The organism is Thauera aromatica K172, assembly GCF_003030465.1.
Classification (GTDB): Bacteria; Pseudomonadota; Gammaproteobacteria; order Burkholderiales; family Rhodocyclaceae; genus Thauera; species Thauera aromatica.
This window is the reverse complement of record NZ_CP028339.1, coordinates 3306409-3321104: the sequence shown is the minus strand read 5'-3', so window position 1 is coordinate 3321104 and position 14696 is coordinate 3306409. Positions and strand designations below refer to the sequence as shown.

The following is a 14696-nucleotide window of genomic DNA, read 5'->3' as shown; positions in this document are numbered from 1 at the left end:
GTGAGTGACGACAAATGAAACTGGAGCGCAAGGTCTATATCGCCGGGGTCGGCGAGACGAAATTCGGTCGGCATGAAGTCGATTTCGACGTGCTGGGTCGGGCGGCGGCACTGGAGGCGTTGAAGGCGTCGAACATCGACCGTCCGACGATGGTGCAGAGCGCCTATGTCGGCAACGGCACCAACGGCATGGTCACCGGGCAGACCGTGCTCAAGGATCTGGGCATGTGCGGCCACCTGCCGATCATCAACGTCGAGAGCGCCTGCTCGGCGGGCGGCATGGCGATCCATCTGGCGGTGCGCGATGTGGCGCTGGGGCTCGCCGACGTGGCGATCGGCATCGGCTGCGAGAACCATACGCTGCACATGGCGCAGGGCACCGCGTTCGCGACCGCGATGTCGGATATCGAGACGGTGCATGGCGCGGTGATGACCGGCAAGTACGCGATGCGCGCCCAGCGTTACATGTACGAGACCGGCGCTACCGCCGAGGATCTGGCGATGATCACGGTGAAGAACCGCCGCCACGCCACCAACAACCCCTATGCCTGGTTCAAGGGCGAGATCTCGATCGAGGAGGTGGTGAATTCGCGCGTCGTCGCCTCGCCGCTGACGCTGCAGCAGTGCTGCGGCATCGCCGACGGTGCCGGCGCGGTCGTGGTGTGCTCGGAAGAGATGGTGAAGAAGCTCGGCATCAAGAAGCCGATCCGGGTCGCCGGCTCGGTCGTGCGCTCGGGGCCGTACCACAACCGTCCGCGTGACATCACCGGCGACGACATCACCGAGGAGACCGCGCATCAGCTCTACGAGGAGTCGGGCATCGGCCCCGAGGACGTGAATATCGTCGAACTGCACGATGCCTTCACGATCGCCGAACTGCTGTACTACGAATGCCTCGGCCTGTGTCCGAAAGGCGAGGGGCTCAAGTTCCTGCGCGACGGCAACGCGACCCACGGCGGCAAATGCGTCGTCAGCCCGCGCGGCGGCATGCTGTCGTACGGCCATCCGATCGGCGCTTCGGGCGCGGCGCAGATTGCCGCCAGCGTCAAGCAGATGCGCAACCAGTGCCCCGGCTACCAGGTCGAGCCGGTGCCGCGGGTGGCGATGACGCACGTGACCGGCGGCGGCTTGTCGGGCACGGAACACGCGGCATGCACGATGCACATGCTGGTAAGCGACTGGTAAGCGGGGAGACAGGGCGATGAAATCCAACAGCAATGGAAAAGTGGCGCTGATCGTCAATGCCGACGATGCGGTCGGCGAGGCGGTCGCGCTGCGGCTCGCCGGGTCCGGCGTGCAGCTCGCGCTCGCCGGCGCGGACGCAGGCCGGCTCGACAAGCTCGCGTCGCAGCTGGCCGGAAAAGGGGCGACGGTGATGGCCGTGGCCACGGCTGCGGTCGAGGCGGGCGCGATCCGCGACAGCGTGGCGCAGGTGAAGGCGCGCTACGGGCGGATCGACGTCCTGGTGCATAACGAAAGTGCGCTCGCGGCGAAGCCGCTGCCGGAGATTTCCGACGCCGATGTCGGTGCCGCGCTCGACACCGGTCTGGCGGCGCCGTTCCACTACCTGCGTGCGGTCGTTCCGGGCATGCGCGAGGCTGGCTTCGGGCGCGTGGTCAATATCAGCGACCTCCGCTACCTCGGGCTCGCCAATACCTCCAGCGTCGCCGCCGCGCGTTCCGGCCTGTTCGGGCTGACGCGGGCGCTCGCGCTCGAATCGGCGCGTGACGGGGTCACGGTCAACACCGTCGTCATGGGCGATGTCGACAGCGAGACGACGCCGGCGGCCGAGCGCGAAAAGCTTGCCGGCGGCATTCCGGTGAAACGGCTGGGCACGCCCGCCGATATCGCCAACGCCGTCGGCTTTCTTGCGGCCGACAGCTCGAAGTACGTCACCGGGCAGACGCTGTTCGTCTGCGGTGGCAAGAGCGCGTACTTTTCGATGTCGATTTGATCACGGAGGCGGCAATGGGAATTCAGAACAGGGTCGCACTGATCACCGGTTCGGCCAGCGGCATGGGCAAGCAGACGGCGCTGCGCTTCGCCGAGCAGGGCGCGGCGGTGGTGATCAACGACATCGACGCCGAGAAGGTGCGGGCGACGGTCGATGAGTTCAGCGCGCGGGGGCATCGCGTGCTGGGCGCGGTTGCCGACATCGGCAACAAGGCGGCGGTCGACGGCATGGTGAAGCAGACGATCGACGCATTCGGCCGCATCGATATTCTGGTCAATAACGCTGGCATGGAGCGTGCGGGCGCGTTGCGCAAGCTCAGCGAGGCGGACTGGGACGTCACGATCAACGTCAACCTGAAGGGCACCTTTCTGTGCACGCAGGCGGTGCATGGGCACATGGTCGAGAACAAGCACGGGCGCATCGTCAACATCGCCTCCCGTGCCTGGCTCGGCGGCGCCGGCCAGACGCCGTACTCGTCCGCCAAGGCGGGCGTCGTCGGCATGACGCGCGCACTGGCGATCGAGCTCGGCCGCGCCGGGATCACGGTGAATTGTGTCGCGCCGGGCTTGATCCACACCCCGATGTGGGACGAGCTGCCGGAGAAGGATCAGCAGTTCCTGCTCTCGCGCCAGCCCACCGGCAAGCTCGGCGAGCCCGACGACATCGCTAACACGCTCCTCTTCCTCGCCGACGACGACAGCGGTTTCGTCACCGGCCAGGTGCTCTATGTGTGCGGCGGACGGAGCCTGTTCGCGGGCTGAAAACAGCGCGTAACAGTCCTCGGCGAGCAGGAGAAAGGTGACATGGGACAGGATTTTTCCCGATTCAGGGTGGTGGATATGACCGGCGAACTCGGCCCCTACACGGCCAAGATGTTCGCCGGGCTGGGCGCCGACGTGATCCATGTGGAGTCGCCCGCGGGCGACCCGCTGCGCCGCGTCGGCCCCTGGTTCCGCAACCAGCCCGGCGTGCAGGCGAGCCTGCCGTACCTCTATTACAACGCGGGCAAGCGTGGCTTTGCGGTCGATCTCGAACACGAGGCGGGACGTGAAGTGTTCCGCACGTTGTGCAGCGGCGCCGACCTGCTCGTCGAAAGCTGCCGCCCCGGCTATCTCGACGGGCTCGGCCTGTCGTATGAAGAACTGAGCCGCGACAATGCCCGCCTGGTGCAGACCTCGGTCACGCCGTTCGGGCGCACCGGGCCGCTCGCGGCCTACCCCGGTTCGGATCTGACCTGCTCGGCGCTGAGCGGCTTTCTCTGGCTCGCTGGCATCGACGGCGACAAGCCGGTGCGCGCCCCCGACAACCAGGCCTACCGGATGGCCGAGGCGTACGCGGCGGTCGGCAGCGCGATCGCGCTGTTCAGCGCGCAGCGCACCGGCAAAGGCCAACTGGTCGACGTCGCCTGCATCGAGGCCGAGGCGATGGCGCTGGAGAACGCCGCGCAGTTCTGGGACCTCGAGGGCAAGATCCGGCGCGGGCGCGGGCGCGAGGCCGGCAGCGCGACCTTGCATCCGTGCGCCGACGGCTATATCGCGCTGGTCGCGATCATGGGGCGCAACAAGGACATGTGGACGCCCTTCGTGCGCTGGATGGAGGCCGAGGGCGTCGAGGAGTGGCCGCTTTTCGACGATGACAAGTGGATCGATTACGCGTACCGGACTTCGGAGGAGGGCTATACGACCTTCTGCCGCGTCTTCGAGCGCTATACGCGAAGCCGCAGCAAGGCCGAGCTGTACGAGATCGGGCAACGCTTCAACGTCGCGGTGACGCCGGTCAGCGATGGCCGCGATCTGCTCGCCAACCCGCAGCTCGCGCACCGCGAATTCTGGCAGACGCAGTTCAACGACACGCTCGGGGCGGACATCACCTATCCCGGTGCGCCGTACGAATTCGGCGAGCTGCAGTGGCAGCTCGGTCGCAATGCGCCGCGGATCGGCGAGCACACGCGGGAAATCCTCGTCGAGTGCGGCTACCCGGCGTTCGAAATCGACAACCTGTTGCGGATGGGGGCGGTGTATGCCGAACAGCATTGAACGTGCCCTGGAGGGCATCGTGGTGTGCGATTTCTCGTGGGTCGGCGCCGGTCCGATCGCCACCAGCGTGCTGGCGCAGTGCGGCGCGGACGTGATCAAGATCGAAAGCGTCAAGCGCCCGGACACCCTGCGCCGGGGCGAGCCGTTCAAGGACGGCATCGGCACGGGGCTGGACCGCAGCGGCTACTTTGCCGCGCGCAACGCCAACAAACGTGACATCGCGCTCGACATGAGCCATCCGCGGGCGCGCGAGGTCGCGGTGCGGCTGATCGAGAAAAGCGACATCGTGATCAACAACTTCCGTGTCGGCCAGATGGAGAAGTGGAAGCTCGGCTGGGAGGACGTGCAGAAGATCAACCCGCGCGCGATCTACGTGACGATGAGCATGCAGGGTATCGACGGGCCGCACAGCCGTTACATGGGCTACGGCGTGAACCTCAACGCGCTGTGCGGGCTGACCGCGCGCGCCGGTTTCCCCGGCCAGGCGCCGTTCGGCACCGGCACCAACTATACCGACCATGTGATGGTGCCGACGCACACGCTGTTCGGGATCATGGCGGCGCTGCTCGAACGCGAGGCGACCGGGCGCGGCCAGACGGTCAGCCTGTCGCAGCTCGAATCGGCGATCTGCATGACCCCGAGCGCGCCGATGGCCTTCGCCGCCAACGGCGAGGCGCTCGGGCCGCAGGGTTACGGCGACCCCGAGGCCGCGCCGCACGGCGTCTATACCACGCTCGGCTACCGCAAATGGATCGCGATCGCGGTGTTCGACGACGCGCAGTGGGCGACGCTGCGCCGCGTCATGGGCAACCCGCCGTGGGCCGAGGACGAGCGCTTCGCGACGATCGAAATGCGCCGCCGGCACGCGGCCGAACTCGACGAGCGCATCGAGGGCTGGACCGCCACCCAGTACGGCGACTGGCTGATGGAGGCGCTGCTGAAGGCGGGGGTGGCGGCGGGCGAGGTGCGCGACGCGCGCGAGGCGATCGAGGACGAGCATCTGCGCCGGCGCGGCTTCTGGGCCTACCTCGATCACCCCGAGGTCGGCGTCACGCTCTACAACCGCGCGCCGATCGTGTTCTCGCGCACGCCGGTCGAGATGAAGAGCGCGGCGCCGTCGATCGGGCAACACACTCGCGAGGTGCTCGGCGGGATGCTGGGTTATTCGCACGGGGAAATCGAGGATCTGGCCGCTCAGCAGGTGCTGGTGTGAGCGCCGCAACGGCAGCGTATCGATCGCGGACAAGATCGAGTCGCTGATGCGCCCGGATGCCGATCGAAGGCGTGGATCGGCGGATCGGGCCCGACAAACATAAGACAAGAGACGAAAAATGGATTTTTCCTTATCCGAAGAACAGACGATGCTCAAGGAGGTGGCCCGCCGGTTCACCGCCAACGAGCTGATGCCGCTGGAAAAGGTCCTGCTCGAGCGGGAAATGCGGATGTGGACCGACGGCTACACGCTGCTGCCGGAGGCCGATCATGCGCGGCTGATGAAGATCACCCAGGAGATGGGCTTCTGGGGCATCGAGGTCGACGAGAAGCTCGGCGGCCAGGGGCTCGGCATGTTCGCTAAGACCTTGGTCGTCGAGGAAATGTCGAAGTCCTTGATCGGCTTCTCGCATCACGGCTTCACGCTGCCGCCCGACGCTCCCAATCTCTATTACCTCGAAGAATGCGGCTCCCCGGCGCAGCGCGACAAGTACGTGCGCCGCTACTGCCGCGGCGAGATCGACTCCGCGATGATGGCCACCGAACCGGGCGCGGGCTCCGACATCAGCGGCCTGACGACGACCGCGGTGCGCGAGAACGGCCAGTGGGTGATCAACGGCTCGAAGATCTTCATCAGCAAGTGCGACAAGGACGAACTGTTCTTCATCTGCATCGCGGTCACCGACAAGGAGGCCCCGACCAAGCGCCGCTTCACCGCGTTCATCCTCGACAAGGACACGCCGGGGCTGCGTATCGGCGCCGAGATTCCGGTGATCGGCGCGATGCCGACCTGGTCGGTGTATCTCGACAATGTCCGGGTCGGCGATGAAGCCGTGCTCGGCGAGGTCGGCGACGCCTTCATTCCGCTGCAGAACCGCTTCGGCGTGCGCCGGATCGAACTCGCAGCGCATTGCACCGGCATGGCCGAGCGGCTGATCCAGATGATGATCGACCAGGCCAACCTGCGGAAAACCTTCGGTGTGGCCCTCGCCGACCGCCAGACAGTGCAGAACTGGATCGCCGATTCGACCATCGAGCTCGAGCAGGTGCGGCTGCAGCTTTATTTCACTGCGTGGAAGTCGGATCAGGGGCACAAGGACCTGCGGCTCGAAGCGGCGTCGCTGAAGATCGCCGCGACCGAAATGCTCACCCGCGTCGCCGACCGCGCGATCCAGCTCCACGGCGGGCTGGGTCTGTCGCGCGAGATGGGCATCGAATACGTCGCGCGCATGGTTCGCATCTGGCGCGTCGTCGAAGGCGCCTCGGAAATCCACCGCATGTCGATCGCGAAGAAGCTGCTGACCGACGGCAGGACCTACAGCCCGTTCGTTGCCGCCTGAAGCGGATCGGAACACCACAAATAGACAGGAGAAGCGCAATGCCGGTAACGCTGGAAGTATCGAACCACGTCGCCTACGTGACCTTGAACCGTCCGGAAGCGATGAATTCGCTCGACCCGGAATCGACCGCCGACCTCACTGAAATCTGGGCGCGTGTGCGCACCGATCCGGACATCCGTGTCGCGGTGCTGACCGGCGCCGGCGAGAAATCGTTTTGCACCGGCACCGACATGAAAAAATCGCCACCGCCCACCGAGTGCATGGCCGCGACCTATCTGCGCGACGGCCAGCCGATCCTGCCGCACATGAAGATGTGGAAGCCGATCATTGCCGCGATCAACGGCTACGCGGTCGGCGGCGGGCTCGAGATCGCGCTTGCCTGCGACCTGCGCATCGCTTCCACGAACGCCAAATTCGGCCTCACCGAAGTCAAGGTCGCGAGCCTCGCCGGCCTCAACGGCACGCAGGCGCTGCCGCGCGCCATTCCGCAGGCGGTGGCGATGAAGATGTTGCTCACCGGCGAGATGATCAGCGCCGAAGAGGCGCTGCGCTATGGGCTGGTCAGCGACGTCGTCGAGCCGTCGGCACTCGCCGATCTCGCCCGCAGCTATGCGGAGAAGATCGCCAGCGCGGCGCCCTTGAGCGTGCAGGCGACCAAGCAGGCCGCGGTGCTCGGCAAGGACATGCCGCTCGAGCACGGCATCCTGTACTCGCACCTGCTGTGGGGCGTGCTGCGTGACACCGAAGACCGCAAGGAAGGCTTCAAGGCCTTCGGCGAACGGCGCGCGCCGGCATTCCGCGGCGCCTGAGGGCGGCGGGAAGACCGATGACGGGGCGGCAATCGACCGCCCGCCCCGCGCACAGGAGACAGGAACGATGCGTCTGACGAGCAGTTTCGACGACAACCGGCCACTGCCGGAAATCCACGCCTTGGCGGTGGCCGATCCGGAGACGCACTTCCGCCTCGGCGCCAACCGCAGCCCCGGCTTTACCTGGGACGCGCCGCCTGCGGGCACGCGCTCGTTCGTCCTCGTGTGCCACGACCCGGACGTGCCGAGCCGTTTCGACCATATCAACCGCGACGACGTCGTGATTCCGGAGTCGATGCCGCGGGTCGATTTCTTTCACTGGGTGCTCGTCGATCTTCCCGCCACCTGTCGTGGCGTCAATGAAGGCGAATTCTCCGACGGTGTCGTGGCGCGCGGAAAACCGGGTCCCGCAACCCGCCATGGCGCGCGCCACGGCGTCAACGATTTCACCCGCGGCTTCGCCCAGGACCCGCAGATGGCCGGCGACTACTTCGGCTACGACGGCCCGTGCCCGCCGTGGAACGACGAGCGCGTGCACCGCTACGTGTTCACGCTCTACGCCGTCGATCTCGAGCGCTGCCCGGTGGAGGGGAAATTCACCGGCCCCGACGTGCTGCGCGCGATCGAGGGGCATGTGCTCGGCAAAACGTCGCTGACGGGGCGGTATACGCTCAATCCGCGGTGCAATGCCGGCTGAGGCAGCGCCCACCACGATCGTGGCCCGAGGGCCGCAACTCGGCGCGCCGTAATCGATTTCGGGGGCGGCGTTGGGTTACCCGGTCGCGAGGTAGCTATGCCTACGTGACCCTTCGTTCAGCGAGGAATCCTGATTCCCGGAAATCGCTCAGTAATGGTAGCGCAACTGAGCGATCAGCAACGCGTCGCCGGCGATTCTGTACACCATCCGATGCTCGTCGGTAATCCGCCTGGACCAAAATCCCGCCAGGGCGTGTTTGAGCGGTTCAGGTTTGCCGATACCGGAAAAAGGTTCACGCTGCGTTTCGCGAATGAGCTTGTTGATCCGCTCCACCATGCGTCGGTCTTGTTGCTGCCAATGAAGGTAATCTTCCCAAGCGGCCTCGGCGAAGATCAACTTCATTCGTCGAGTTCCCGCTCGTTGCCTCCGCCGGCATTGAGTTCGGCTATGGCGTCGAGCAGGCGGGTCGCATTCTTGGGGCTACGCAACAGGTAGGCGGTTTCCTCGAGGGCCTGGAAGTCGTCGAGGGAAACCATGACGACCGAGGCTTGCCCGCTACGGGTAATGATCAGCGGCTCGTGGTTGTTGCAGACGCGGTCCATCGTACTGGCCAGATTGGCCCGGGCTGCGGTGTAGGAAATGGCGTCCATGGAATTTACCCGTACATGTACGGGTAAATGTACGTTACGGCAATGGTCTTGTCCAGCGTCGTGTGCAACATCCCTTGGCGCTGCGCCGGCTCCCGCTTCGGTGAAGTCTGTTGCGCTATCGCGCCCAGACGATTTTTCCGTCGATCAACGTCATCACGACTCGCGCGCGCCCGAGATCTTCGACGGTCGCCCAGTCGCCGCCGCCTTCGATGACGACGAGATCGGCGCGGCGGCCGGCTTCGATCGTCCCGGTCGCGTCCTCGTCGCCGGCTGCGGATGCGCCGCCCCAGGTGTAGAGACCGAGTGCGTCGACGAGCGGGATCGCTTCGTCGGCCGCGACCTGCCGGCCGTCGTCGTCGCTGCGTGTCACGGCCGCCTTCAGGCCTTCGAGCGGTGCGCAGGGCACGAGCGGTGCGTCGGAGCCGAATGCGAGCGGGATGCCATGACGCAGGAACGAGCGGAACGGAAACAGCGCGGGCTGCGTCGGGTCGGGCGGGCGTGCGTGCAGGGCCGGCGCGGCGAGCGGCAGCAGCGCGGGCTGGGCGACGACGAGTGCGCCGCTCGCGGCGAGGCGGTCCAGCCACTCGGGCGGGCAGGCCGGGCAGTGCTCGAAGCGCGGGCGCAGGCGGGGGCGGAGACCGGCGCCGTCGAGCAAGGCGAGCGTGTTCAGCGAGCGGTGCAGCAGTGCGAGGTCGGGGACGTGGAAGGCGAGCTGGAAGCCGGCGCGGTGGGCGGTGAGCGCGGTGGCGTCGAGGAGTTCCTGCGGCGGGGCAGGATCGCCGGTGCTCTCGTCGAGGGCGATCTTCACCGCACCGAGGCGCAGCATATCGGGGTCGCCGCCGGGATGGACGCTTCCGGTGCGCAGTCCCTGCGCGGCGAACTCGGCGATGCTGTCGGCGCCGGCGCACAGGGACACGCGCGGACGGAGGAGGCCGCGTTCCTTGTAGGCGGCCATCGCCTGCCAGTGCGCCGGCGTGTTCGACCAGCTCGTGTCCTGCAGCGTCGTGATTCCGGATTCGAGGAAGGCGCGGTCGGCGGCGCGCAGGCCGGCCTCGATCTCATCCGCTGAAAGCGGCGGCAGCGCCGCGGCCACCTGCGCGTGGTTGCCGGAGACGATGCCGTTGACGCGGCCGCTCGCAGGATCGCGGTGGATCGCGCCGGCGTCGGACGGCCCTGCCGACTCGTCGATGCCGCACTGCGCGAGCGCCCGGCTGTTGAGCACGCAATGCTGACCGCTGCGCTCGATGACGATCACCGGATGCACGGGCGAGGCGCGGTCGAGCTCCCAGCGCGTGGGCAGCCGGCGCTCGGCGAGGGTCGCCGGATCGCAGTTCGCCGCCCGCAGCCAGTTGCCCGGGTGCGTCTCCACGGCGCGGGAGCGCAGCGCATCGACCAGATCGGCAATGTTGCGCACGTGCGGCGGCGAGCAGTCGACGTAGCGGGTCGTCAGCGCGAACGCGACCGGATGGCAGTGCGCGTCGTTGAACCCCGGAATCACCGTCGCGCCCTGGCAGTCGACGAGCTTCGTGTGCGGCCCGGCGAGGGCGGCGTGCGCGGCGCGGTCGCCGACGTAGAGGATTCGCCCGTCCTTGATCGCGATGATCGACCCGTGGTTGGCACCGCGCCCGCCGGAAAAGCGTTCGGGCGTGAATGCGACGAGGTTGTACAGGATCAGGTCGGCATTCATCGCGCGTTGGCGGCGGCCGCTTCGCGCCGCTTGACCATCAGGTAGTACTTCAGCGCTTCGCGCAGGCCGACGTGGAAGGGCGTGTGCTCGAAGCCGAACAGGCGGTCGATCTTGGTGCCGTCGTAGACGAGATCCTCGTCGATCGGGAACGGCAGCGGCAGCTTGCGGCGCGCGATCTCCGCGGCGGGCAGGGGCAGCGTATCGACCGCCTTGCCGGTGATTTCGCCGAGGGCGTCGACGATGCGCGCGTACGACACCGCCTCGGCCGAGGCGAGGTTGAAGGTTTCGTCGAAGGCGCGCGGCTCGCCGATGCACGCCCACAGCAGGCGGGCCATGTCGACGACCCAGATGAAGTTGAAGTGCGACGCGCCCGGCTCGGGAATCACGATCGGCTCGCGTGCGCGCAGGCGGTCGAAGAAATACGTCTCGCGCGGCGCGTAGTTGTAATAGCCGTAGATGATCGCCGGGCGCAGTACGGTGAGGGCGATGCCGCGCCGCGCGCATTCGCCGCGTGCGGCCTCTTCGGCGAGGCATTTGTGGTAACCGTAGTCGGCGTATTCGCCCAGCTCCGGCTGCGGCCCGTCGAGCAGCGGCGCGCGCTCGTCGACCGGCTGCTGCGTCGTCTTGCGGTACACGGTCGTGGTGCTGATCAGCAGATACTGGCCGACGCTGCCGCGCAGGTTGGCGAGCAGGGCTTTGACGTGGTCCGGGGTGTAGGCGCAGAAATCGATGACGGCGTCCCATTGCCCGGCCGGGATCGCGTCGCGCACCTGCTCGGGGCGCTCGCGGTCGCCGACGTGCTCGGTGACGCCGTCCATGTGCAAGGGCAGCCTGCCACGGTTGAACACATGCAGCTCGACGTCCGGCATCTTCAGCGCTTCCTCGACGAAGACGCGGCCGGAAAAGTAACTGCCGCCGATGACCAGTACCCGTTTTGCCATGAAGATCTCCTTCGTTGCGGATTCAGCCGATCAGCACGCTCAGGCGGCGCAATGCCGGATCGTCGATGCGCCTGTGGATCAGCGGGCCGTGATCGACGAGAAAGAGGCTGTCGGAGTCGGTCAGCCCTTCGGCCTGCAGCTCGGCGACCGAGAGCGCGCACAGCGCTTCGATGTGCGCGCGCTTCTCGTCGGCATCGGTTGCCGAGATCAGCGCCGTGATCCGCGCATGGACGACACGGCCCAGGCGCGGCAGCGCGGGCAGCCCGCGGTGCAACCATTTGTAATAGGGCGCGTAGCGACGGTTGAGCAGATAAACGAGCGACATCAGGTCGCTGCAGAACTTGGTTTCCGCATAGCGCGCAGCGAAGAGCTCGCCGCGGGCGAGCGCGCGGGTGAAGTTGTACTGCCCCGACTGGCCGACCGACATGCAGCGCGCGGCGATCTTCGCGAGCCTGACGTCGTCGGGATAAAAGGTGAGCAGGCGGCGCCGGCGCTGCGAGAACTCGTCGAGCGGATCGTGGAAGACGCGGCCGGAGGTGCACGCCGCAAGATGCATTTCCGGGATGCGCAGCCAGTCGAAGAGCGTCTGTGGGCCGTCCGGATGGCCGAGGTACTGCCTGTACCAGGCGCCGATCTCGAGCACGCCGACGCGATCGCCACCCCATTCGGTGGTCGAGCGCTCGAAGCCGGCGAACGACTTCGGCAGCCGCTCGTAGGCGCACTGCAGCGCAGCGCCGATGTCGACGTAATCGGCTTCGGTCAGCCACAGGCAGAACCCGGGGCCCCAGTCGTGGTCGCGCGACTGTTCGTCGTCGAACCCCAGGCAGTCCGAGCCGTCGCCGGCGAGCCCGGCTGCGATGCGCTCGCGCCAGGCGGCGAATTCGCCGGCGAGCAGTTCATCGCCGTAGCGCTCGAAATACCGTTCGGCGAGCGTCAGGCCGTTCACGGCGCGGCCGCGTAGTCGATGACGTTGACGGCCTCGCTGCCGGTGAAGGCCTGCTGCGCGATCAGCGCATTCAGCCGCCGGCCGACTTCGGCATCGACGTATTTTTCGCCGCACTGCTGGCACAGGCCGGCGGGAACCTTCTTGATGACGTACAGCCGGCCTTCGAGGCGGTAGTCGAAATTGCCGACGGTCACCTGTTTGATGGCGCCGCCGCAGAAATAGCAGGTGGTGATCGAATCGGACATCGTCGGCTCTCCCGGGGAACGGTGCAATGCGGTGCGCCACACGGGCGGCGCCGGCACGTAGGCGTGGGTGACGACGAGCCAGCCGTCGGCACGTGGTGCGGCGACCGCATGAACCGGCTTGCCGTTGTGGACGGCGCACAGCAGGTACGCCGGGTCCCGTTCACGGTGCCGGTGTTCCTCGATGATGCGGCCGCCGCGCAGCGCCGCCTCGATCTGCGCGACCGCGATCCGCCCCGCCATCAGCGAGCGGATCACGTGTTCGGACAGGACGTAGCGCGATGCGTCGGTGCGCGCGGCAATCCAGGCGGCTTCGCCGCCGGCGACGGGAAGGGTCATGAGCCGGCCTCCTCTGCAGGGTGAGCGGCGGCGAGTACCCGCTCGGCGACGAACAGCGCGAGCGCGAGCAGCGCGGAGATGGTGGCGAGCGGCCGCAGCGTGCCGTCGTAGCTCGCACCGACGAGGGTGGTGACCAGGAACGCCGAGAGCATCGTCAGCGATCCGAGCAGGGCCGCGGCGGTGCCGGCTTTTTCCGGAAAGGGGGCGACCGCGCCGCTCTGCGCACACGGGCTGTTGATGCCGTGTGCAAGGGTGACGAGAAAGTGGGCGAGGACGACCGTTGCCCAGTGCTGCAGGCCGAGCGCGAGCCCGATGGCGAAGGTTGTGCCCGCCGCCAGCCCCAGCGTGCTGCCGAGGCGAAGGGTGCGCGACAGCCCGTAGTGCGGCAGCATCCGCCGGCAGAGCTGGGTGCCGACCAGGTAGCCGAGCACGCCGAGGGCGAAGAGGTAACCGAAGTGGCGCGTGGGCACGCCGAGCACGTCGATGAGCGCGAACGACGCGCCGCAGATGTAGACGAACACCATGCCGAAAGAGAGCGCCCCCGGCAGCGCGTAGGCCCAGAACGCACGGCTGCGCAGCAGCGCGCCGTAATTGTGTAGCAGCGCGGCGGGCCGGATCGCCGCGGGGGGGCGCTGCGTCATCGTCTCGGCGAAGCGCACGGCCGAGATGAGCGCGAGCGCGGCACCGGCGAGTGTCAGCAACGTGAAGTTCGCACGCCAGCCGAAGCTCGCCTGCAATTGGGCGCCGACGATGGGGGCGAGCAGCAACGCGACCGCGAGCACGCTCGTCGAGCGGGCGATCACCTGCGCCCCCTCGCTGGCCGGCCAGGCGTCGCGGACAACGGCGCGGGCGATCACGGCGACCGTGCAGCTGCCCGCGGCCTGGGCGAAGCGGGCGGCGATCAGCGCGTCGATGTGGGTGGCGAGCGCGCACGCGAGGCTTGCCGCGACATAGACCAGCAGCCCGGCGAGCAGGATCGGGCGGCGGCCGAAGCGGTCGGCCAGCGGACCGCTGACGAGCTGCGACACGGCGACGCCGAGGGCGAACATCGACAGGGTCTGCTGCACCGCCGCCGGCGCTACGCGGAAGGATGCGGCGAGTGTCGGCAGCGACGCCAGATAGAGGTCCGTCGACAGCGGCTGCAGCATCCAGAAGCCGGTGATCAGCCACAGCAGGCGGGCGGGGGCGGCGGTGCCCCGCAGCGCAGCGGCGGCGCCGAAGACTACGGGGGGCGGTGCAGGGGGCGGGATGCGGGGGCGTGCGTCGTTCATTCCGCGGCCCGTCCGCTCAGCACCTGTTCGGCCTGTTCGAGACTGGCGTAACCGCTTTGTGCGACGAGCCGGTCGAGGGCTTCGATCGCGAGATTGCGCCCGGCGGTGGCGGCGCGTTCGACGTTCTCGTGGTACAGGTGCACGGTCCGCTCGCCGTAGGTCTCGAGCTCGCAACGCAGATAGACCGAAAAATTGCGCCCGTCGCCGGTCGGCGCCCGGCTGCGGCAGCAGCGCCGGTACAGCGCCGGGTAGCGCGCCTGCAGTTCGGCCTGCCAGCGTTCCTCGACCGCCACGATCGCGTCGATCAGCGGGTTCTCGGAGATCGGCGGAATCAGCCCGTCCATGCGTGCGTACTTTTCCGCGAGCGGGTTGCGGCCCTGCGCGACGGCGTGTTCGAGGGCCTCGAGATACGCGGCGAGCATTTCGCCGGTCCACAGTTCGAACAGGCTGCCGCGGATCGTGCGGAAACTGTCCGGGGCGCTCTGGCAGCGCACGGGGCGGGTGCTATGCACCCGTTGGAACAGTTCCCACTCGCGGTCGAGCACGTGGGCGGCGAGCGTCTCCGTCATAGTG

Annotated in this window: 16 protein-coding genes; 8 read left to right on the top strand and 8 right to left on the bottom strand. The window is 67.6% G+C overall.

Annotated features, from left to right (window positions below; genetic code table 11):
• Positions 1-14: 14 nt before the first annotated feature.
• The 8 genes from bbsB (at position 15) to Tharo_RS15580 (ending at position 8047) form a co-directional block, all read left to right on the top strand.
• Positions 15-1184 carry a benzoylsuccinyl-CoA thiolase subunit BbsB gene (gene bbsB, locus Tharo_RS15615; protein WP_075147748.1) on the top strand — a complete coding sequence of 390 codons (1170 nt, stop codon included), beginning with the start codon at positions 15-17 and terminating at the stop codon, positions 1182-1184.
• 16 nt (positions 1185-1200) lie between these two features.
• A complete protein-coding gene (locus Tharo_RS15610) occupies positions 1201-1953 on the top strand; it encodes an SDR family NAD(P)-dependent oxidoreductase (RefSeq protein ID WP_075147749.1) in 753 nt (250 codons plus the stop codon).
• Between the two features lie 14 nt (positions 1954-1967).
• Positions 1968-2714: an SDR family NAD(P)-dependent oxidoreductase gene (locus Tharo_RS15605; protein WP_075147750.1), complete on the top strand. Its 747-nt coding sequence runs from the start codon at positions 1968-1970 to the stop codon at positions 2712-2714.
• A gap of 42 nt (positions 2715-2756) precedes the next feature.
• A complete protein-coding gene (locus Tharo_RS15600; RefSeq protein WP_075147751.1) occupies positions 2757-3989 on the top strand; it encodes a CaiB/BaiF CoA transferase family protein in 1233 nt (410 codons plus the stop codon).
• A complete protein-coding gene (locus Tharo_RS15595) occupies positions 3973-5202 on the top strand; it encodes a CaiB/BaiF CoA transferase family protein (RefSeq protein WP_075147752.1) in 1230 nt (409 codons plus the stop codon). The genes Tharo_RS15600 and Tharo_RS15595 overlap by 17 nt, the downstream gene beginning before the upstream one ends.
• Positions 5203-5320: 118 nt before the next feature.
• A complete protein-coding gene (locus Tharo_RS15590; RefSeq protein ID WP_075147753.1) occupies positions 5321-6541 on the top strand; it encodes an acyl-CoA dehydrogenase family protein in 1221 nt (406 codons plus the stop codon).
• 38 nt (positions 6542-6579) lie between these two features.
• On the top strand, positions 6580-7350 hold the full coding sequence (locus tag Tharo_RS15585; RefSeq protein ID WP_075147754.1) for an enoyl-CoA hydratase/isomerase family protein: 771 nt from the start codon (positions 6580-6582) through the stop codon (positions 7348-7350).
• 67 nt (positions 7351-7417) lie between these two features.
• The gene (locus Tharo_RS15580) at positions 7418-8047 is read left to right on the top strand and encodes a YbhB/YbcL family Raf kinase inhibitor-like protein (RefSeq protein ID WP_075147755.1); all 630 of its coding nucleotides are present in this window, start codon (positions 7418-7420) and stop codon (positions 8045-8047) included.
• A gap of 147 nt (positions 8048-8194) precedes the next feature.
• Here Tharo_RS15580 and Tharo_RS15575 read toward each other — a convergent pair whose 3' ends face one another.
• The 8 genes from Tharo_RS15575 to Tharo_RS15540 all read right to left on the bottom strand — a co-directional run bounded on the left by Tharo_RS15575 (position 8195) and on the right by Tharo_RS15540 (position 14692).
• Positions 8195-8449 carry a Txe/YoeB family addiction module toxin gene (locus Tharo_RS15575; RefSeq protein ID WP_075147756.1) on the bottom strand — a complete coding sequence of 85 codons (255 nt, stop codon included), beginning with the start codon at positions 8447-8449 and terminating at the stop codon, positions 8195-8197.
• Complete coding sequence (locus tag Tharo_RS15570) at positions 8446-8697, bottom strand: type II toxin-antitoxin system Phd/YefM family antitoxin (RefSeq protein WP_107221990.1); 252 nt, start codon at positions 8695-8697, stop codon at positions 8446-8448. The genes Tharo_RS15575 and Tharo_RS15570 overlap by 4 nt, the downstream gene beginning before the upstream one ends.
• A 115-nt stretch (positions 8698-8812) precedes the next feature.
• The gene (locus Tharo_RS15565) at positions 8813-10384 is read right to left on the bottom strand and encodes an amidohydrolase (protein WP_107221989.1); all 1572 of its coding nucleotides are present in this window, start codon (positions 10382-10384) and stop codon (positions 8813-8815) included.
• Positions 10381-11325, bottom strand: a complete 945-nt coding sequence (locus Tharo_RS15560; RefSeq protein WP_107221988.1) for an SDR family oxidoreductase — start codon at positions 11323-11325, stop codon at positions 10381-10383. Before Tharo_RS15560 ends, Tharo_RS15565 begins: the two co-directional genes overlap by 4 nt.
• Positions 11326-11347: 22 nt before the next feature.
• On the bottom strand, positions 11348-12271 hold the full coding sequence (locus tag Tharo_RS15555; RefSeq protein WP_107221987.1) for a DUF4037 domain-containing protein: 924 nt from the start codon (positions 12269-12271) through the stop codon (positions 11348-11350).
• Positions 12268-12852 carry a DUF4258 domain-containing protein gene (locus Tharo_RS15550; RefSeq protein ID WP_107221986.1) on the bottom strand — a complete coding sequence of 195 codons (585 nt, stop codon included), beginning with the start codon at positions 12850-12852 and terminating at the stop codon, positions 12268-12270. Before Tharo_RS15550 ends, Tharo_RS15555 begins: the two co-directional genes overlap by 4 nt.
• Complete coding sequence (locus tag Tharo_RS15545) at positions 12849-14123, bottom strand: multidrug effflux MFS transporter (RefSeq protein ID WP_107221985.1); 1275 nt, start codon at positions 14121-14123, stop codon at positions 12849-12851. Before Tharo_RS15545 ends, Tharo_RS15550 begins: the two co-directional genes overlap by 4 nt.
• Positions 14120-14692, bottom strand: coding sequence for a DUF4125 family protein (locus Tharo_RS15540; protein WP_107221984.1), 573 nt, complete (start codon positions 14690-14692; stop codon positions 14120-14122). The genes Tharo_RS15545 and Tharo_RS15540 overlap by 4 nt, the downstream gene beginning before the upstream one ends.
• Positions 14693-14696: the final 4 nt, after the last annotated feature.